The organism is Microbacterium shaanxiense (assembly GCF_054779995.1).
Window position 1 is genome coordinate 63737 of record NZ_BAAGXE010000005.1, and the last position, 18018, is coordinate 81754.

Genomic DNA, 18018 nt, shown 5'->3' on the forward strand with positions numbered 1-18018 from the left:
GCGTCGGTTCGCGATGGCGGCTCCGACAGGGTAATATCGTTGATCGTGCCGCTCTCGCAGCGCACGCCGCCTTAGCTCAGTCGGCAGAGCATTTCACTCGTAATGAAAAGGTCGTCAGTTCGATTCTGACAGGCGGCTCCACAACCCCCGGAGATCGAGAGATCTCCGGGGGTTTCCGCGTTCACGCCGTCCCGGCTCATGCGCCCGTCCGGAGCGTATAATCGTGGGTGACGACTGACGGGCAACGGCGCCTGTCGAACAGGGTGGACGAGATCCGCTCGGGTTTCGTCCACCCTTGTTTCACCGTCCCGCACGCCCCGTCAGTCATGAGGATCCGACTGGTTGGAGGTTGAGATGAGTGCGGCGAACGAGCAGCGATTCGAGTTGCGCAGAGTCACAGACGACGAGTGGGTGATTCTGGATCACCGCTACAGGACGAATGATCCGCGTCGCCCGGTCGCGAGCGTCTTCGCGCTGTCCGACACGGAAGTCGAAGTCACCTGGTTGCGTGATCTGCCCATGTCGTCGTCGTATCAGAGTCCTTTCGACGTCCTCGAGGATCTTCGACGCCTGTACCGGAAGAACCGGTCGCGGCGGCCCATCCTGATCCCGCACATGCCGCCGCGGGCGACTCCCGCGTCGGCCTGATCCGCCACCGCGACGATTCTCCCTCCCACGCGGACGAGCACGGCGTACCCTCGAATCATGACCAGGGCACTACTCATCGTCGACGTGCAGAACGACTTCACCGAAGGCGGCGCGCTCGCCGTCGTTGGCGGAGACGCGGTGGCATCCGCCGTCTCCTCGTACCTCACGGCGCAGGCCGCCCGTTACGACGTGATCGTGGCATCGCGCGACTGGCACGAGGGCGACAGCGACAACGGCGGGCACTTCGCAGGCGATCCCGACTACGTCGACACTTGGCCGGAACACTGCGTCGCCGAGACCCCGGGTGCTGACTACGACGAGCTGTTCGTGACGGACGCCGTGACCCACCACGTGTACAAGGGGCAGGGAAAGCCCGCATACTCGATGTTCGAGGGAGCCACGCAGGAAGGCTCCTCGGTGGCCGCGGTGCTGAGCGGGCGTGGCGTGCTCTCGGCAGACGTCGTCGGCCTCGCGACGGATCACTGCGTGCGGGCGACGGTTCTCGACGCGATAGCGCACGGCGTGAACGTCCGTGTGCTGACCGATCTCGTCGCAGGCGTCGGCGCCGAATCCAGCGAGGCCGCGCTGGCCGAGATGGCGCACGCCGGCGCCGAGCTGATCGACAGCACCCTGGCCGCCGAGGGTCCACAGGCGTGAGCCGCAGCGTCCTGCTGCTGCGGGCAGTGAACGTCGGCGGTCGAAATCCTGTGCCGATGCCGCGGTTGCGTGAGGTGCTGGCATCCGAGACCGACCTGGTCGGCGTCGCGACCTACATCGCCAGCGGCAACATCATCTGCGACGAGCCCGCGGATGCCGTGGCGTCCTGCGCGCGCGTCCGCGAGGTGATCGCGGCGGAGTTCGGCGTCGACACGCCCGTGATCGCCCGCACCCATGAAGAGCTCGAGGCATCGCTCGCCGCTCAGCCTTTCGACGGCGGGGCCGAGAAGCTCGTGCACGCGATGTTCTTGGAGGGCGAGCCGGCGGGCGAGGGCGTCGTCGCCCTCGAGGGGCGCCTCGTACCGGGAGAGCGGATCGCGCTCGTGGTGAGAGATCTCTGGATCTCGTACAGCGAGCGGGGGGTGCAGGCCACGAAGCTCACGAAGGCGGCGCTCGACAAGGCGCTCGGCGTCGCCGGCACGGCACGCAACCTGCGCACCGTGCGCACGCTCGTCGAGCTCACTGCGTGATCTGCGGTGAGCCGTCGATATCCCTCCACGATCGCCACGGCGGTCGACAACGAACTGGTGATCAAGAAGTCCCGATTCATCGCGCATGCGGAGCCTGTCGCGTCCGCGGATGAAGCGGATCGGGTCATCCGCGCGGTGAAGCACGCGGCGTGGGATGCCCGTCACCACTGCTCGGCGCAGGTCACGGGAGCCCTCGGCGATCGGGCGCGCTCTTCGGATGACGGCGAACCGTCCGGCACGGCCGGGGTCCCGATGCTGGAGGTGCTGCTGCGCCGCGAGCTCACCGATGTCGTCGTGGTGGTCACGCGGTACTTCGGCGGTGTCAAGCTCGGCGCCGGCGGCCTGGTTCGCGCGTACTCCTCTGCCGTCTCCGAAGCGCTCGAACTCGCGACCATCGTCGATCGACGGATGCTCTCTGCCGTCGCGGTGACGGTCGAGCATGCGGATGCCGGACGCTACGACAACCTGCTGCGCGAGTGGGTGCGCACGCGGGGTGCGCTCCTCGGCGACCCGGTGTACCGCGCGAAGGCGGAGTTCGAGGTGTGGGCGCCTTCGTCGGAGCTGCCGGCGCTGTCGGCCGAACTGGCGGCGGCGTCCGGTGGCGCGGTGCGGCCGGTGCTCACGGGCGCGGAGAAGCTGGTCGGCATCCGGAGGCCTGCGCTGCGCGACTGACCGCCTCAGGCGGCAGATGAGGGATCCGCTGAGCATCGACTCGTCGAGCGCCGCACACGTCGCAGCGTACATAGAGCACCAGACCCTCGCTCGTCGGGTGCCGCGATTCGACGATCCAGCCGTGCTCGTGCGCCGCGGGAGCGGCCGGCAGGACGGGGAGGGAAGCAGTGTACTGGCGGGTCATGGTTCCAGCGTGCTGTAATGCTCTTATGCATCTCAACCCTTACGGCGAGTACGCGGTGCTCCTCGCGGCATCCCTGGCGAATGACTGGCCCACGCATCGCGAAGGCATCGTCGAGCGCACGCGCGAGGCCGGGATGACGATGGATTTCGCCCACGGGACGGATGACCACACCGCGTGCCGCGAAGTGATCGACGACTGGCTGCGGATCGTCGACAGCGACCGCGACGAGGACCGTGCGGCGATGCTCAACGACCAGATGGCGTCAGCGGCGGCCTATCCGCGGCTGGTGGACCACAACGGCGAGGGATGGCACCTGCACTACCGCGACAGCAACGACGCGCTGCCGTTCGTCCTGCGGGCCGTGATCAGCGTCGGCACCTCCCTGCACCTCGTCACCCGTGGTATGAGCAGGCTGCGCCGTTGCGCGGCCGCACCGTGCACGAATGTCGTGGTCGATGTGACCCGCAACGGACGTCAGCGCTACTGCTCGGTGCGGTGCGCGAACCGCGCCGCGGTCAGGCGCCATCGTTCGCGTACGGCATCCTGAGCGCGGTCACGCCGTCTGGCCGGAGTGCCTTCCCTCGGCGATCTCCTCGATCACCTTGGAGTTGAATGCGGGGAGATCATCAGGGGTGCGGCTCGAGACCAACCCCTGGTCGACGACGACCTCCTCATCGACCCAGGCTGCTCCGGCGTTGCGAAGATCAGTGGCGAGACTGGGGTAACTGGTCAGCGTGCGACCGCTGACCACATCAGCCTCGATGAGGATCCAGGATCCGTGACAGATCACCCCGACCGGTTTGTGCTGCTCGAAGAAGGCGCGTGAGAAAGCGATCGAGGGCTTGTCCAGCCGCAGATGATCGGCGTTCACGACGCCGCCCGGAAGCACGAGCGCGTCGAAGTCGTCTGCAGAAGCATCGGCGGAGGAGAGATCCACCGTCTGGATGTGTCCGTTCTTGCCCGTGATCTCCGCCCCCTCTGGCGCGATCATCAGGGCGGATGCGCCGCCGCCGGTCACGGCATCCCAGGGGCTGGTGAGTTCGCTGTCCTCGAAGCCGTTCGTCGCCAGGAACGCGACGCGCTTGTCGGTGAGCTGGGCCATCATTGACTCCTTTCGCGGTGAGTGGATCGTCCCGGTCGGGACGCTTCGACTCTCCCGTCGAGGGCGGATGCCGTGAAGGGGGTGGCCGATGCGCGCGGCCCGTGCTAGAGCTCCGGATCAATGGCCGTGCCGGCAGCGGCCGAACGCCAGTTGCTCCCCATGCGCGCGGTCAGGGGTTTGACCTTCTGGCACGTGCCGCACATCTTCATGCTGGCACGTTACTGCCGAGGTCTGACCTCGAATACGGTGGGCCCCATGGGGCTCGAACCCATGACCCGCGGATTAACATACCACTTCGACTTTCGCCGCCGTCCGTCGGACGTTCGTGGTCTGGACTGTCCCTTCACCTTGGCTTTCGCTGTAGGTGCCACCCGTCCAGTCTCTACACCTTCCGGACTTGCATCCGGCTTGGCTCGGGATCGCCAACTGGTTTCCCAGGAAGGGTTCCCCGACTTTGAGTGGTGTCATCCTCGAGGTTTCCCTCGAGGCGCTCCTATTATGTTGAAGTCCGATGCTCTGCCAACTGAGCTAGAGGCCCGTACTTCCATTCTAGCGGGCGTCGGGGCCGGTTCGAATCGGACGGCGGCACTCGACCTGCCTGAGTCCTGGACGACAGAACGCGGCCGCCGGCGACACAGCTTCGCCGGCGACCGCGTCGCCCCCCCCGTTCCGGCCTCCCCAGGCGCGGAATCCTTCCTTACGCAGCCGGCGGCATCAGCACCGTGTCGATCAGGTACACGGTCGCGTTCGCGGTCTGGACTCCACCGCAGATCACGTTCGCGTCGTTGACCATCCACTCGTCGCCGCTGCCGGTGACTTCGAGGTCGGCTCCCTGGACCGTGGTGTGCATTCCTGCGATGTCCTCGGGAGAGATCTGGCCGGGGACCACGTGGTACGTGAGGATCGACGACAGGGTGGCCGAATCGGTCTTCAGCGCCTCGATCGTGGCGGGGTCGATCTTCGCGAACGCCTCGTCGACCGGTGCGAACACCGTGAACTCGTCACCGTTGAGAGTGTCGACCAGGTCGACATCGGGGTTGAGCTGTCCGCTGACTGCGGCGACCAGCGTCTTCAGCAGCGGGTTGTTCGATGCGGCGACTGCCACAGGATCCTGCGACATGCCCTCGATCGAGCCGCCGCCGTCCGGCACTGCCTCGGCGTACGCCTCGCATCCGGGACCGACGAGGTTCGCTGCGGGGTCCATCGTCTCAGGCGCCTCTTCCGACGTCTCAGGTGCGGTGGGCTCCGTCGGCTCTTCGGCCGTGTCCGAGCTCATCGAACAACCCGACAGCACGAGAACGCTGACGAAGCCGAGGGAAAGAGCTGCGGTGATCTTCTTCTTGGTGCTGAACATGTCTACCTCCGGGAATCGGAACCGCGGCATTCCCGCGGTGTCGAGGATTCTTCGGAGCCCTTCCAGGATCGGATGGGAGCGGATCGAAGAAACTTTTCGTCCGGCGGATGATGCGCCGTCGGGCGAGGGAACAGCACGCGACGCGCGCGATACGGCATGCTTGTGTGGATGGTCATTGACGGCGTGGACATGCCGGAGGACGGTTCGGCGGGAGATCTCGCCGCCGACCTCCTCGTCCGCGTCGCCGCGGGAGATCAGCGGGCCTTCGCCGACCTGTACGATCTGCTCTCCTCTCGTGTCTTCGGACTGATCCTCCGTGTGCTCGTCAACCGGTCGCAGAGCGAGGAAGTGCTCCAGGAAGTCTTTCTGGAAGTGTGGCAATCCGCCGGGCGGTTCGCTCCGAACAAGGGTCAAGGCAGGACGTGGGTACTCACGATCGCTCACCGAAGGGCGGTCGATCGGGTACGTGCGTCCCAGTCCAGCGCTGACCGTGATGTGCGGGTCGGGATGCGCGATCTCGGTGTCTCGCATGACAGTGTCGCCGAGCAGGTGGAACTGAGCATCGAGGGAGGCAAGGTCGTCGCAGCCCTCGCAACGCTCCCCGAGCCGCAACGGGAGGCCTTGGTCCTGTCGTACTACGGGGGGTACAGCCAGAGTGAGATCGCGGTGCTGATCGGGGCACCACTGGGAACGATCAAGACGAGGATGCGAGATGGGCTCTCGCGTCTGAGAAGTGAAATGGGGGTGAACGCATGAACGAGAAGGAGTTCGCGGAGTTGGCGGCGGGACACGCCCTGGGCGCACTCTCGGACGCCGACGAGCGGCGTTTCACGGATGCCCTCGCCAGCCACCCCGAATGGCGGGCCATAGCGGACTACGACGCCGAGACCGCCCACATGCTCGCGGATGCCTCGCCGGCCGTGCCGCCGCCGCTGGAGATCCGCGCCGGGTTGCTGGCGCAGATCGCCACGATGCCGCAGGGCGATGATGCGGAGGAGCCGCATCCATCAGAAGCGTCGATCCCCGACGCCGACGAACCGTTCCTGCGTCCGCCGCGCCGCTGGGGGCGCACTCTGTTCGGACTCGCGGCGGGCCTCGTACTCCTCGTCGGACTGGGGTTCGGGGTCGCAGCGCTCACATCGCAGCTGGCGACGCCGGCATCCGTCGTCGCCCTGCAGGAGATCCAGTCGGCCGATGACGCGCAGCAGGCCTCTGTGGAGCTGGACACCGGTGCCGTCGCCACCGCGCACTGGTCGGCGTCTGTGGGCAGCGCGGTTCTCGTCGCGGACGGCCTCGAGCCTCTCAGCGATGATCAGACGTACGAACTCTGGTTCGTGCGCGACGACGACGGACCAGTGCCGGCCGGACTCTTCGAGGCGGATGCCGGTGAGGCCACCGCCCTGCTCGACGGAGCCATGCACGAAGGCGACGTGATCGCCGTCACGGTGGAGCCGGCGGGCGGATCGCCCACGGGGCAGCCGACGAGCGATCCGATCATCGCGATCCCGACCGCCTGAGCGCGAGTACCCTGGACGGATGCCCGAGCAGTTCCACCGTCCCGTCCGCCGACCCTCGGCATCCTTCGACAACCTCGTGGGATCCTCGGACTCCGCCGAGGCGACGAGAGTCGCTCATGCCACGGCATCCGCTCTGCTGACACGCGCCCGCGAGGACGAGAGCGGCGAGAGCGCGGAGCGGATGATCGCGTTCACGGCCGAGCACGGCATCGATGACATCGCGGAGCTGTGGGCCACCGCGCCGGCGGTCTCCCTGCCCGGTGCCCTGTGGCGTCTGTACCTGCTGCAGCTCGCGATTCACAGCGATCCGCAGACATCTGCGCTGCTGTACGAACGCGGTCGCGTCGAACTCGGATCGGTGGATGCGCTCGTCGCCGGTGCGCCGGTGCCGGCGAACCCCGAGGAGATCGTGGTGCTGATCGACACGATCCTCCGAGGAGTGTTCCGCGGCGACTTCTCGGTCGCGCTCGAGCGCGCGGCGGCATTCTGCCGCGTGCAGGTCTCGGGAGCGACGCACACCGCCGACGACTACGAGGCGACCGAACCGGAGCGCGCCAGCGAACTCACGGCTCGAGCCAGGCGGCTGCACACCTACGCCGGCGACCTGAGCGCTGCGGCCGGACTGTGGCGCAGCGGCGGACTGAACTGACGGCTGTGCGTACGTCGGGAGCGGGTAGGGCGTCCTGACATGGAAAGACCGGGCCGCAAGAACGCCTCTCGGCGGAAGGCCGCTCGCAGCGGCAATGTTTGGAGCCCGGGGTTATGCGGCCCGGCCACTCCATTGTAACGTCCGCACGTCGCTGGTATTCCCGGTGGGGTCGTGGCCGTAGAGTCGCTGTATGACCCGGCGCTTCGCTCTGATCATCGATCCCGTCGACGCCTCCGAGGAGCGCGCCGACTACGCCGACACGTTCACCGTCGTGGATGCGGCGGCACCGGCGCTGAGCGTGGGCGAGCTCAGCACGCAGCGCGGCGACGGCGTGTTCGAATCGATCGGTGTGATCGACGGGCACGCGCAGGAGGTCATCCCGCATCTGGAGCGCCTGGCGAATTCCGCACGGCTGTGCGACCTGCCGGTGCCTCACCAGGAGCAGTGGCGTCAGGCCGTCGCGGTCGCGGCAGCGGAGTGCCCGGCGGGGGAGGCCGTGATCAAACTCATCCTCAGCCGCGGCGTCGAGCACGGACCCACCCCGACCGCGTGGGTGACTGCGGCACCGGCATCCGATTTCTCCGCCGTCCGCGAGCAGGGTGTCAAGGTCGTCACCCTCGATCGGGGGTACGGCCTCGACACGGCGGAGCGGGCGCCCTGGCTGCTGCTGGGTGCGAAGACGCTCTCGTACGCCGTGAACATGGCTGCGCTGCGCGAGGCTCATCGCAGGGGAGCCGATGATGCGATCTTCCTCTCGAGCGACGGCTTCGTTCTCGAGGCGCCCACGGCATCGCTCATCCTCCGCTTCGGCGACCGGTTCACGACTCCCGCGCCCAGCGGGGGCATCCTGCACGGCACGACGCAGCTGAGCGTGTACGAGCACCTGAGCGGCCGCGGTCTCGACACCGGCTACGACCGCATCCCGGCGGCCGACCTCGCGCGTGCGGATGCCGCGTGGCTGGTCTCCAGCGTCCGTCTCGCCGCGCCCATCGTGTCCGTCGACGGTGTGGAGCTTCCGGTCGACCATGCGCTGACGTCGGAACTGAACCGGTACCTCCTCTCGCCCCGCGACTGATCCGTCCGGGGCCTGACGACAGGGCGCGCGATCCCGGTCGATGCACGGGGCCCAGAGATCGCAGCGCTGCGGATGCAGCCATGAACGACATGGCCACGATCCTGACTCGTCGTCCCTGCAGTTCGGGGCCGCGAAGGCGCGCTCCGTGCACAAGCGGCCGGTTCCGCATCCTGTGCAGAACCACTCATCAATGGGAAAACCCAGACCGACTTGGTGTCGTTCGGTGTGTCGCAGTGCGACACGCCGAGGACACGCCAGCTGGTCTGGGTTTTCCGGAGGGCGGGGCGGGGCTTACCCGAAGCGGCCCGAGACGTAGTCCTCGGTCGCCTGAACGGACGGCGTCGTGAAGATGGTCGCGGTCTCGTCGTACTCGATGAGCTTGCCCGGCTTGCCGGTGCCCGCGATGTTGAAGAACGCGGTCTTGTCCGAGACGCGAGACGCCTGCTGCATGTTGTGCGTGACGATCACGACCGTGTACTGGGTCTTGATCTCGGCGATGAGCTCCTCGATCGCGAAGGTCGAGATCGGGTCGAGTGCGGAGCACGGCTCGTCCATCAGGATCACGTCGGGGGAGACCGCGATCGCACGGGCGATGCACAGACGCTGCTGCTGTCCGCCGGAGAGTCCAGAGCCCGGCTTGTCCAGGCGATCCTTGACCTCGTTCCAGAGGTTCGCGCCGCGCAGCGACTGCTCGACGAGGGCCTCCTGGTCGCTCTTCGCCATGCGAGAGTTGTTGAGCTTGACGCCGGCGAGCACGTTCTCCTTGATCGACATCGTGGGGAACGGGTTCGGCCGCTGGAACACCATGCCGACCTGGCGGCGCACGAGAACAGGGTCGACGTTCGCGCCGTAGAGGTTCTTGCCGTCGATCAGCACCTCGCCCTCGACGCGGGCACGGGGGATGACCTCGTGCATGCGGTTGAGGGTGCGCAGGAACGTCGACTTGCCGCAGCCGGACGGGCCGATGAACGCCGTCACCGTGTTGGGCTTGATGTCGATGCTGACGCCCTCGACGGCGAGGAAGTCGCCGTAGTAGACGTTGAGGTCGTTTACTTCGATGCTCTTGGACATCTGAGAGATCCTTCGGTCGGGAAAGTTCAGTCTGGAGAGTGGAGTCGGCTCAGCGGCCGGATATCTTGGGGGCGAAGACCTTGGCGATCAGGCGACCGGCGAGGTTGAGGACCATCACGATCAGGATGAGCGTGAGCGCGGATGCCCATGCACGGTCGATGTACGCGTCCGCGGGAAGACCCGGATACTTGGCCTGCATGTACGAGAACACCGGAAGCGTCGACATCTGTCCGCTGAACATGTTGAGGTTCATGCCCTGCACGATGCCGACGGTGAGCAGGAGCGGCGCCGTCTCACCGATGACGCGGGCGATGGCGAGCATGATGCTCGTCACGATGCCGGCGATGGCCGTCGGTATGACGACCTTGATGATCGTCAGCCACTTCGGAACGCCGAGCGCGTATGCGGCTTCGCGCAGCTCGTTCGGCACGATGCGCAGGAGCTCTTCCGAGCCGCGCACGACGACGGGGATCATGAGCACGGACAGCGCCAGAGATCCCATGATGCCGATGCGCGTGCCGGGGCCCATGATGAGCGCGAACACCGAGTAGATGAACAGACCGGCGACGATCGAGGGGATGCCGGTCATCACATCGACGAGGAACGTGATGCCGCGTGCCAGCTTCTTGCCCTCGCCGTACTCGACGAGGTAGATCGAGGTCATCAGGCCGATCGGCACGGAGATGATCGTCGCTCCCAGCGTGATGAGCAGCGTGCCCCAGACCGCGTGGATCGCGCCGCCGCCCTCTCCGACGATGTTGCGCATCGAGAAGCTGAAGAACTCGCCGTCGAAGCGGGCGAGACCGTTGATGACCACGGTGTAGAGCAACGAGACGAGCGGGAGCAGCGCCACCACGAACGCTGCCGACACGAGAGCAGTCATCAGGCGGTCCGTCGCGTGACGTCGGCTCTCGGCGACCGTGGAGACGACGAAGATGAGCCCCATGTAGAGGACCATCCCGACCACCAGCGTCATGGCGATGTTGAAGTCGGCTGGGTCACCACCGGCATTGGCGAAGGCGAAGATCGTGCCTGCGATCACGAAGCAGACGGCGAGGAGAGCCCAGGGAGCCCACTTGGGCAGATGACCCGCACTCGTCGTGTGGGTGGTGGGGGTGATGGCGATGGCGGTCATGTCAGTTTGCTCCCGAGAACTCGGCACGACGCGACACGATCCAGCGTGCGACGAAGTTGACCGCGAAGGTGACGATGAAGAGGATCAGACCGGCTGCGATGAGCGTGTTGACGCCCGAATCGTGGGCCTCGGGGAACCGCAGCGCGATGATCGCCGGGATCGTCGTGGGGTTCTCCGGGTTGAGCAGGTTGAAGGTGACGATGCCGAGGGGCGAGAGCACGAGCGTGACGGCCATGGTCTCGCCGAGTGCGCGACCGAGGCCGAGCATGGCACCCGAGACGATGCCGCTGCGGGCGAAGGGCAGCACGGCCATCCGCACCATCTCCCAGCGGGTCGCACCGAGCGCGAGCGCGGCTTCCTCGTGCAGCTTGGGCGTCTGGAGGAAGATCTCACGGCAGATGGCGGTCATGATCGGCAGGATCATGACCGCGAGCACGAGGGATGCCGTGAGGATCGTCTTGCCGGTGCCGGAAGGGGTGCCGGAGAAGATGGGGATCCAGCCGAGATTCGTGTTGAGCCACTTGTAGAACGGCACGAGCATCGGGGCGAACGTGAGGGCGCCCCAGAGGCCGAACACGACGGACGGGACGGCCGCGAGCAGGTCGATGATGTAGCCCAGCAGGCCCGCGAGCCTGCGCGGCGCGTAGTGCGAGATGAACAGCGCGATGCCGATCGCGATCGGGGCGGCGATGACCAGAGCGATCAGGCTCGACCACAGCGTTCCGAAGACGAACGGCCACACCCAGGTGATGAAGGACTGGCCCTCGAGGATGTGGTTGTCGGACGTGTCCGGGGCGAACGCCGGGATGGCCTGCACGACCAGGAACACGGCGACAGCGGCCAGAGTGATGAGGATGATGATGCCGGCACTGAGGGCGGTGCCGGAGAAGATGCGATCTCCAGGGCGAAGCACGGCCTTCGGTGACACGGGCGAACGGGTGCTCTCGGTATCCGTCGTGGTGGTGGTCATCTGCGTGGCTCCACGGGTGTTCGGAGGGATGTTGCTGGGTGTGTTCATGCGCGTGCCCCCACGGCACTGGTTCGATCTGTTGACCAGTGCCGCGGGGGCTTCATCACGGCTCAGCCTAGGACTGAGGGATCGTGTTATTCGGTGACGATCGCGTCGATCGCGGCGGTGACCTTCTCGCGGAGGTCGTCGGAGATCGGGGCGCTGCCGGCAGCTTCTGCGGCGACGTCCTGGCCCTCAGGCGATGCGACGTACTCGAAGTACGCCTTGACGAGCGAGGCGACCTCTGCGTCCTCGTACTCGACGCAGCCGATGAGGTACGACACCAGAGCGATCGGGTAAGAGCCGGCGGGAGCAGCTGCCGGGTCGACCGCGAAGGCGAGGTCGTGAGCCGAACGGCCTTCTTCGAGCGGCGAAGCGGCGACGAGCGCGGAAGCGGCCTCGGCGGAGTACGGGACGTACTCGCCCTCGACCTCGACGGCGACCTGGCCGAGCTCGGCGGTCTGCGACGCGTCGGCGAAGCCGATGTAGCCGACACCGTTGGTGATCGCGCTCACGACGCCGGAGGTGCCGTCAGCAGCCTCACCCGTCGACAGCGGCCACTCGTCGCTGGCCTCGTTGGTCCACACGTCGGGCGCGACGGCCTCGAGGTAGCTGGTGAAGGTCTCCTGCGTGCCGGACGCGTCGGCGCGGTGCACCGGCACGATCGCCTGGTCGGGAAGCGTGGCGTCGGGGTTCTGGTCGGCGATCGCCGGGTCGTTCCAGTTGGTGATGGTGCCGGCGAAGATGCCCGCGATGGTCGCGCCGTCGAGGTTCAGCGTGTCGACGCCCTCGAGGTTGAACGCGACGGCGACCGGGGAGATGTAGACCGGGATCTCGACGATCTCGTCGGAGGTGCAGGAGCCGAAGCCGCCGGCGGCGATCTCCTCGGCGTTGAACGCGCGGTCGGAGCCGATGAAGTTCGACGAGCCGGCGAGGAAGTTCTCGCGGCCGGTGCCGGAGCCCGTGGCGGTGTAGTTCACCGTGGTGTCGGGGTTGGAGGTCTGGAAGGCGGCGACCCATGCCTGCTGGGCTGCTTCCTGCGAGGAGGCGCCGGTCGCCTCGACGGAGCCGGTGAGAGTCGACGTGGACGGCTCTTCGGAGCCCTCAGGCGTTCCGCCTTCGTTCGCGGCACAGCCGGCGAGGACGAGAACTGCTGCGGCGCCGACGGCGCCGATGCGAGCGATTCGGGAGATCTTCACTGTGGATCCTTCGATCGTTGAATGGGTGAGGCCCGGTGCAGGGCACACAGTGACGCTATGTGCGGCGGTTAACGAGACTCTCCCGGCTCGGTAAACAGCAGGTGAACGACTGGCAACCCCTTGGGGTGGCGCCCTGGTGGGATCAGGGCTTGGGAACGTGCGTCTCGATCGAGATGATGCCCGAACCGGGATTCGTCGCCGACAGATGCGCGACGGAGAATGCCGCGACCTCGAGCGCGGAGGCGCTGCCGAGGTAGGAGCCCTGCATGGTGCCTGTCGCGAGGGCGATCTCACTGAGGATGTCGGGCAGCACGGGGCCGTGGCTGCAGATGACTGCGGGTTTGCGCGCCCGCACGCGCTTGCCGATCACGGCGCGCACGTCGGAGCGGCCGTCCTCCCACGCGTCCTGATTGATCAACTCGGTCTCGACCGGTCTGCGGTCCAGGTTCTTCGCGAGAGGTGTCACGGTCTGCACGCAGCGCACGGCATCGCTCGTGATGATCTTGCGCACGCCGAACGCGCGCAGCGGCGCGACGATCGCCTTGGCCTGCCTGCGGCCGCGATCCGTGAGGATGCGCGACGCATCCGACCCGTCCCATTCCCCTCGCGGGACGGCCTTCGCGTGCCGGAGCGCGATGATCGGGAAGGTGTGCAGGATGCCGTCATCGACGAGACGCTCGAACTCGTCCAGGATCTCGAGGTCGACCGGATAGCTGAGGCGCCCCCGCGCCTTCTTCGTGCTCACCCATTCCAGCGCCGCGATCTCGTTGTTGGGCACGAACGTGGAGTCGCGGATGGCTTCCTCCGTTGCCTCCGCGGCCCAGTAGTGCACGACCTTCTGCCGTTTGGGACGCATGAAGTAACGGCTCACGCCCACCGGCACACCGAGATGCACCCGGATGCCGGTCTCCTCATGAACCTCGCGCACCGCCGTCTGAGCGAGCATCTCGCCGGGGTCCACCTTGCCCTTCGGCAGCGTCACGTCGCGGTACTTCGTGCGATGGATCAGCAGGATGCAGAGCTTTCCCTCGACGAGGCGCCACACCACCGCGCCGGCCGCGTACACGGCCTTGTCGGATGTGACCACCTCGCTCGCGTACGCCATCGCGTTCATCGCACCGTGCGGGTGCGCCGGCGTCGTCGGATCTGGCTCATGGTCTTATCCTGCAGGTCGACGAGCGGATTGCCCTCGGCATCCTCGGAGTGGCGCGTCCAGACGCCCTCCTCTCCCAGATGCCAGGAGTTCGTGGTGTCGTCCATGGCGAGGTCGAAGAAGCTCAGCAGTTCCTTGACGTGCGCGGGATCGGTGACGCGCACGAGCGCTTCGACGCGACGGTCGAGGTTGCGGTGCATCATGTCGGCGCTGCCGATGTGCACCTGCGGGTCGCCGTCGTTCTCGAACGCGAAGATCCGGGAATGCTCGAGGTAGCGCCCGAGGATGCTGCGCACGGTGATGTTGTCACTGATCCCGGGGAGATCGACCTTGATGCTGCAGATGCCGCGCACCCACACGTCGACCTTCACGCCCGCCTGGCTCGCACGGTAGAGCGCGTCGATGATCTCCTCGTCGACCATCGAGTTCACCTTGATGCGGATGTGCGAGGCCTTGCCCGCCTCCGCGTTCTTGCGCTCGTTGTCGATCTGGCGCAGGAGACCCTTGCGCAGGTGCAGCGGCGCGACGAGAAGGCGTTTGAACTTCTTCTCGATCGCGTACCCGCTGAGCTCGTTGAACAGACGGGTGAGGTCTTTTCCGACCTGCGCGTCCGCGGTGAAGAGGCCGAAGTCCTCATACACGCGGCTCGTCTTCGGGTTGTAGTTGCCCGTGCCGACGTGCGAGTAGTGCCGCAGCATCCCGTCTTCCTCGCGGATGACGAGGGCGAGCTTGCAATGGGTCTTGAGTCCGACCAGGCCGTACACGACGTGCACGCCGGCCTTCTCGAGCTTGCGCGCCCAGACGATGTTGTTCGCCTCGTCGAAGCGGGCCTTCACCTCGACGAGGGCGAGCACCTGCTTGCCCGCCTCTGCCGCATCGATCAGAGCCTGCACGACGGGGCTGTCGCCCGACGTGCGGTACAGGGTCTGCTTGATGGCGAGGACGTCGGGGTCGCGCGCCGCCTGCTCGAGGAAGGCCTGCACGCTCGTCGCGAACGATTCGTACGGATGGTGCACCAGCACGTCGCCCTTGCGGATGGCGGCGAAGATGTCGGCGCGGCTGTTCGAACCAGTGGGCTGGAACGGCACGGCGGTCGTCGGCAGATGCGGCGGGTAGCGCAGGTCGGGCCGGTTCACACGTGAGAGCGAGAAGAGACCGCGCAGATCGAGCGGGCTCGGCAGGCGGTAGACCTCCTGGTCGGTGATGTCGAGTTCCTTGATCAGCAGATCGAGGGTCACTTCGTCCATGTCGTCGGCGATCTCGAGACGGATCGGCGGGCCGAAGCGGCGACGCAGCAGCTCTGCCTCGAGTGCCTGGATGAGGTTCTCGCTCTCGTCCTCCTCGATCTCGACGTCCTCGTTGCGGGTGAGGCGGAACGCGTGGTGGTCGAGCACCTCCATGCCGGGGAAGAGGTCGCCCAGGTGATTGGAGATGAGATCTTCGAGGGGGAGGTAGCGGGTGATCTCGCTGCCGCCCGGCACTTCGACCAGACGCGGCAGCATGGGTGGCACCTTGAGGCGGGCGAACTCCTGCCGTCCGGTGCGCGCATTGCGGATGCGGATCGCGAGGTTCAGCGAAAGGCCGGAGATGTACGGGAAGGGATGCGCAGGATCCACCGCGAGCGGCATGAGCACGGGGAAGACGTGCAGCTGGAAGTACTCGGTGAGCGCGGCGCGTTCCGCCTCGGTGAGGCTGTCCCACTCGGTGATCTCGATCCCGGCGTCGGCGAGGGCCGGACGCACCTGCGTGGTCCACGCGGCGGCGTGACGCAGCTGCAGCGCGTGGGCTTCGCGGGAGATGTCGGCGAGCACGTCGGAGGGGGAGCGCCCGACGTTCGTCGGAACGGCGAGGCCGGTGACGATGCGTCGTTTGAGTCCCGCGACGCGCACCATGAAGAACTCGTCGAGATTGCTCGCGAAGATCGCCAGGAAGTTCGCGCGCTCCAGCTCGGGGAGCGTCGGGTCCTCGGCGAGTTCGAGCACCCGCTGGTTGAAGGCGAGCCAGCTGACCTCGCGGTCGTGGTAACGATGGTCTGGCAGCAGGGAGTCCGGGGATTCGATGGCGTCGAAGTCATCGTCTTCGGCATCACCGAGCCCGGCGTCGGCGAGCGCGGAATCGATCATGGAGTACATCTTGGCATCGCGAGGTGACACGCGCGTGAACGGGACGGATCCGTGTCACCGCGAAGCTGCGAGCTGATCCTCGTCGTACACGTTGAACCGGTAACCGACGTTGCGCACGGTGCCGATGATCTGCTCCTGATCGCCGAGCTTCGCGCGCAGGCGCCGCACGTGCACGTCGACCGTTCGTGTGCCGCCGAAGTAGTCGTAGCCCCAGACCTCGCTGAGCAGCTGCTCCCTCGTGAACACGCGTGAGGGATGCGTCGCGAGGAAGTGCAGCAGCTGGAACTCCTTGTACGTGAGATCCAGCGCCCTCCCGTGCAGCTTCGCCGAATACGACTGCTCGTCGATCGTGACGCCGGAGGCCTGCACCCTGGCGGGTTCCGCCGCGGCCTCGCCGCGCGCGATCGCGAGACGGATCCTGGCATCCGTCTCGGCGGGGCCGGCGTCGGTCAGCAGCACGTCATCGATGCCCCAGTCGCCGGAGACGGCGCTCATCCCGCCCTCGGTCACGACCAGCAGCAGCGGGGCGTCCTGCCCGGTCGTGCGCAGCAGCTTGCACAGCGACTTCGCCGCTGAGAGATCGTGGCGCCCGTCGACGATCACGATGTCGCTCTCGGGTGCGCTGACGAGGTGGGCCGGCTCTGCGGGGATCTGCCGTACGCGGTGGCTCAGCAGTTCCAGGGCGGGCAGTACGTGCTCCGTTGCGGGAGCTGAGGTCAGAACCAGGAGCAGGGCCACGCGCTTTCCTTCCGGGCTGCGGGAACCGTCGCCCTGAACGGCGATCGGGTACGACGCCGTGCGCCCCATGATACCCAGCGCCGCGGATCGTGATGACGCGCATCGCGTCATCCGCCGCCGAATGGGTGACAATGGAGGCATGTCCGATCCTGCTCTCGCGCCGCGCAGCCCCCTCGGCGGCGTCGTCATCGTGTGGGGCGCGGCGCTCATCGCCGCAGTCGCCATCGGGATCTTCGTGCCGATGCAGTGGCGCGTGCAGTGGCTGATCGTCGGGTTCGGCGGTGCCGTGCTGCTCTCGTTCGCGCTGCAGCTCTGGTACGGGCAGACGAAGGGTTTCATCTTCCGCACCGCCGCGAGCGTGACAGGCGCGCTCCTGCTGCTGGGAGTGGTCTCCGCCGGGTTCGCGCTGGCGGCTCTGGTTCCGGTCTGACGCTCTCGCCGCGCGCGCACGGCCCAGGGGTAGAGTAGAGGGCATGGATCTCGTCGCACTCGAACTCTTCTTCATCGGTCTGCTGGGCCTTGCGAGTCTCGCGATCGCCTTCGTGGCCGGCACCGTGCTGTGGAACCTGTTCCGCGGTCAGCGCTGAGCTGAGTGTCGATGCTCGAACTTCCCACCGACCTACCGGCAGATCTCGCGCCCCTGAGCTGGCTCATCGGCGTCTGGGAGGGCACCGGGGTCATCGAGTACACTGCCGACGGACAACGCTTCGAGGGCGAGTTCACGCACCGCGTGAGCTTCAGTCACGACGGCACGGGTTACCTGAACTACTCGGCCACCGGGTGGATGGCCAGTGCCGAGGGCGAACCCTCCGTCGCGCTGGTCGCGGAGACCGGATTCTGGAGGCTCGCCCGCCCCGCCACTCCCGCTGATGCGGGCCCGGCACTGCTGCCGCCCGTCGAGAGTGCGGCCGCGCGCACGGTGGACGACGTGGAGCAGTTGCGAGCGGCATCCGGCGGCTTCCCGCTCGAGGTGTCCATCGCGCATTCCGACGGCATGCTCGAGCTCTACCTGGGCGAGATCAACGGTCCTCGCATCGACATCGCGACGGATGCGATCGTGCGCGGCGAGGGCAGCAAGGACTATCGCGCGGCGAGTCGCATGTACGGCCTCGTCGACGGGCACCTGCTGTGGGCATGGGACATCGCCGCTCTCGGCACCGAGCTCGCCTCGCACGCGTCCGCGCGACTGGCGAAGGTCTGAT

Annotated in this window: 20 protein-coding genes and 1 tRNA gene; 12 read left to right on the top strand and 9 right to left on the bottom strand. The window is 67.0% G+C overall.

Translation table 11 applies throughout. The features are described 5' to 3' along the window. Positions 1–65: 65 nt before the first annotated feature. The 6 genes from ACYVG2_RS16590 to ACYVG2_RS16615 all read left to right on the top strand — a co-directional run bounded on the left by ACYVG2_RS16590 (position 66) and on the right by ACYVG2_RS16615 (position 3238). Positions 66–141: transfer RNA gene (locus ACYVG2_RS16590), tRNA-Thr, on the top strand. A gap of 213 nt (positions 142–354) precedes the next feature. After that, positions 355–648: a hypothetical protein gene (locus tag ACYVG2_RS16595; protein WP_448967451.1), complete on the top strand. Its 294-nt coding sequence runs from the start codon at positions 355–357 to the stop codon at positions 646–648. 57 nt (positions 649–705) lie between these two features. Further along, positions 706–1305 carry an isochorismatase family protein gene (locus tag ACYVG2_RS16600; RefSeq protein WP_460782010.1) on the top strand — a complete coding sequence of 200 codons (600 nt, stop codon included), beginning with the start codon at positions 706–708 and terminating at the stop codon, positions 1303–1305. After that, positions 1302–1835 (top strand): DUF1697 domain-containing protein, encoded by a 534-nt coding sequence (locus ACYVG2_RS16605; RefSeq protein WP_460782011.1) that lies wholly within the window; start codon positions 1302–1304, stop codon positions 1833–1835. Before ACYVG2_RS16600 ends, ACYVG2_RS16605 begins: the two co-directional genes overlap by 4 nt. Positions 1836–1841: 6 nt before the next feature. Continuing rightward, on the top strand, positions 1842–2507 hold the full coding sequence (locus ACYVG2_RS16610; protein WP_460782012.1) for an IMPACT family protein: 666 nt from the start codon (positions 1842–1844) through the stop codon (positions 2505–2507). A gap of 209 nt (positions 2508–2716) precedes the next feature. After that, positions 2717–3238 carry a CGNR zinc finger domain-containing protein gene (locus ACYVG2_RS16615; RefSeq protein ID WP_460782013.1) on the top strand — a complete coding sequence of 174 codons (522 nt, stop codon included), beginning with the start codon at positions 2717–2719 and terminating at the stop codon, positions 3236–3238. Positions 3239–3244: 6 nt separating this feature from the next. On the opposite strand, the gene ACYVG2_RS16620 is transcribed toward ACYVG2_RS16615, so the two are convergent. After that, entirely contained in the window at positions 3245–3793 is a 549-nt protein-coding gene (locus ACYVG2_RS16620) for a type 1 glutamine amidotransferase domain-containing protein (protein ID WP_460782014.1), read from the bottom strand. 697 nt (positions 3794–4490) lie between these two features. Beyond that, a complete protein-coding gene (locus ACYVG2_RS16625; protein WP_448967458.1) occupies positions 4491–5147 on the bottom strand; it encodes a fasciclin domain-containing protein in 657 nt (218 codons plus the stop codon). A gap of 156 nt (positions 5148–5303) precedes the next feature. Here ACYVG2_RS16625 and sigK point away from each other — a divergent pair, with 156 nt between their 5' ends. From sigK to ACYVG2_RS16645, 4 genes are all read left to right on the top strand, one after another. After that, positions 5304–5903 carry an ECF RNA polymerase sigma factor SigK gene (gene sigK / locus ACYVG2_RS16630; RefSeq protein WP_448967459.1) on the top strand — a complete coding sequence of 200 codons (600 nt, stop codon included), beginning with the start codon at positions 5304–5306 and terminating at the stop codon, positions 5901–5903. After that, entirely contained in the window at positions 5900–6664 is a 765-nt protein-coding gene (locus ACYVG2_RS16635) for an anti-sigma factor (RefSeq protein WP_460782016.1), read from the top strand. Before sigK ends, ACYVG2_RS16635 begins: the two co-directional genes overlap by 4 nt. Positions 6665–6683: 19 nt before the next feature. After that, on the top strand, positions 6684–7313 hold the full coding sequence (locus tag ACYVG2_RS16640) for a DNA-directed RNA polymerase subunit beta (RefSeq protein WP_448967461.1): 630 nt from the start codon (positions 6684–6686) through the stop codon (positions 7311–7313). Positions 7314–7503: 190 nt separating this feature from the next. Beyond that, positions 7504–8388 (top strand): aminodeoxychorismate lyase, encoded by an 885-nt coding sequence (locus ACYVG2_RS16645; protein ID WP_460782017.1) that lies wholly within the window; start codon positions 7504–7506, stop codon positions 8386–8388. Between the two features lie 291 nt (positions 8389–8679). Here the strand turns inward: ACYVG2_RS16645 and pstB are convergent, their stop codons facing one another. From pstB to ACYVG2_RS16680, 7 genes are all read right to left on the bottom strand, one after another. Continuing rightward, the gene (pstB, locus tag ACYVG2_RS16650) at positions 8680–9459 is read right to left on the bottom strand and encodes a phosphate ABC transporter ATP-binding protein PstB (RefSeq protein WP_448967463.1); all 780 of its coding nucleotides are present in this window, start codon (positions 9457–9459) and stop codon (positions 8680–8682) included. 49 nt (positions 9460–9508) lie between these two features. Continuing rightward, positions 9509–10594: a phosphate ABC transporter permease PstA gene (gene pstA / locus ACYVG2_RS16655; protein ID WP_460782018.1), complete on the bottom strand. Its 1086-nt coding sequence runs from the start codon at positions 10592–10594 to the stop codon at positions 9509–9511. Position 10595: 1 nt separating this feature from the next. Beyond that, positions 10596–11564, bottom strand: coding sequence for a phosphate ABC transporter permease subunit PstC (gene pstC, locus ACYVG2_RS16660; RefSeq protein WP_460782019.1), 969 nt, complete (start codon positions 11562–11564; stop codon positions 10596–10598). 134 nt (positions 11565–11698) lie between these two features. After that, positions 11699–12802 (bottom strand): phosphate ABC transporter substrate-binding protein PstS, encoded by a 1104-nt coding sequence (gene pstS, locus ACYVG2_RS16665; RefSeq protein ID WP_460782020.1) that lies wholly within the window; start codon positions 12800–12802, stop codon positions 11699–11701. Between the two features lie 142 nt (positions 12803–12944). Next, a complete protein-coding gene (locus ACYVG2_RS16670; RefSeq protein WP_460782021.1) occupies positions 12945–13916 on the bottom strand; it encodes an NUDIX hydrolase in 972 nt (323 codons plus the stop codon). Continuing rightward, positions 13913–16078, bottom strand: a complete 2166-nt coding sequence (locus ACYVG2_RS16675; protein WP_460782022.1) for an RNA degradosome polyphosphate kinase — start codon at positions 16076–16078, stop codon at positions 13913–13915. Before ACYVG2_RS16675 ends, ACYVG2_RS16670 begins: the two co-directional genes overlap by 4 nt. A gap of 54 nt (positions 16079–16132) precedes the next feature. Continuing rightward, the gene (locus ACYVG2_RS16680) at positions 16133–16816 is read right to left on the bottom strand and encodes a winged helix-turn-helix transcriptional regulator (RefSeq protein WP_460782023.1); all 684 of its coding nucleotides are present in this window, start codon (positions 16814–16816) and stop codon (positions 16133–16135) included. Positions 16817–16955: 139 nt separating this feature from the next. Between ACYVG2_RS16680 and ACYVG2_RS16685 the strand changes: the two genes are divergently transcribed. After that, the gene (locus ACYVG2_RS16685) at positions 16956–17246 is read left to right on the top strand and encodes a hypothetical protein (RefSeq protein ID WP_448967469.1); all 291 of its coding nucleotides are present in this window, start codon (positions 16956–16958) and stop codon (positions 17244–17246) included. Between the two features lie 168 nt (positions 17247–17414). Continuing rightward, positions 17415–18017: a nitrobindin family protein gene (locus ACYVG2_RS16690; protein ID WP_460782024.1), complete on the top strand. Its 603-nt coding sequence runs from the start codon at positions 17415–17417 to the stop codon at positions 18015–18017. The last annotated feature ends 1 nt before the right edge of the window (position 18018 follow it).

Excerpts from the sequence above, each read along its gene's own strand:
- ACYVG2_RS16595 (WP_448967451.1), top strand. The coding sequence starts at position 355 with ATGAGTGCGGCGAACGAGCAGCGATTCGAGTTGCGCAGAGTCACAGAC.
- ACYVG2_RS16600 (WP_460782010.1), top strand. The coding sequence starts at position 706 with ATGACCAGGGCACTACTCATCGTCGACGTGCAGAACGACTTCACCGAA.
- ACYVG2_RS16615 (WP_460782013.1), top strand. The coding sequence starts at position 2,717 with ATGCATCTCAACCCTTACGGCGAGTACGCGGTGCTCCTCGCGGCATCC.
- ACYVG2_RS16620 (WP_460782014.1), bottom strand. The coding sequence starts at position 3,793 with ATGGCCCAGCTCACCGACAAGCGCGTCGCGTTCCTGGCGACGAACGGC.
- ACYVG2_RS16625 (WP_448967458.1), bottom strand. The coding sequence starts at position 5,147 with ATGTTCAGCACCAAGAAGAAGATCACCGCAGCTCTTTCCCTCGGCTTC.
- sigK (WP_448967459.1), top strand. The coding sequence starts at position 5,304 with ATGCTTGTGTGGATGGTCATTGACGGCGTGGACATGCCGGAGGACGGT.
- ACYVG2_RS16635 (WP_460782016.1), top strand. The coding sequence starts at position 5,900 with ATGAACGAGAAGGAGTTCGCGGAGTTGGCGGCGGGACACGCCCTGGGC.
- ACYVG2_RS16640 (WP_448967461.1), top strand. The coding sequence starts at position 6,684 with ATGCCCGAGCAGTTCCACCGTCCCGTCCGCCGACCCTCGGCATCCTTC.
- ACYVG2_RS16645 (WP_460782017.1), top strand. The coding sequence starts at position 7,504 with ATGACCCGGCGCTTCGCTCTGATCATCGATCCCGTCGACGCCTCCGAG.
- pstB (WP_448967463.1), bottom strand. The coding sequence starts at position 9,459 with ATGTCCAAGAGCATCGAAGTAAACGACCTCAACGTCTACTACGGCGAC.
- pstA (WP_460782018.1), bottom strand. The coding sequence starts at position 10,594 with ATGACCGCCATCGCCATCACCCCCACCACCCACACGACGAGTGCGGGT.
- pstC (WP_460782019.1), bottom strand. The coding sequence starts at position 11,564 with ATGACCACCACCACGACGGATACCGAGAGCACCCGTTCGCCCGTGTCA.
- ACYVG2_RS16670 (WP_460782021.1), bottom strand. The coding sequence starts at position 13,916 with ATGAACGCGATGGCGTACGCGAGCGAGGTGGTCACATCCGACAAGGCC.
- ACYVG2_RS16675 (WP_460782022.1), bottom strand. The coding sequence starts at position 16,078 with ATGATCGATTCCGCGCTCGCCGACGCCGGGCTCGGTGATGCCGAAGAC.
- ACYVG2_RS16685 (WP_448967469.1), top strand. The coding sequence starts at position 16,956 with ATGTCCGATCCTGCTCTCGCGCCGCGCAGCCCCCTCGGCGGCGTCGTC.
- ACYVG2_RS16690 (WP_460782024.1), top strand. The coding sequence starts at position 17,415 with ATGCTCGAACTTCCCACCGACCTACCGGCAGATCTCGCGCCCCTGAGC.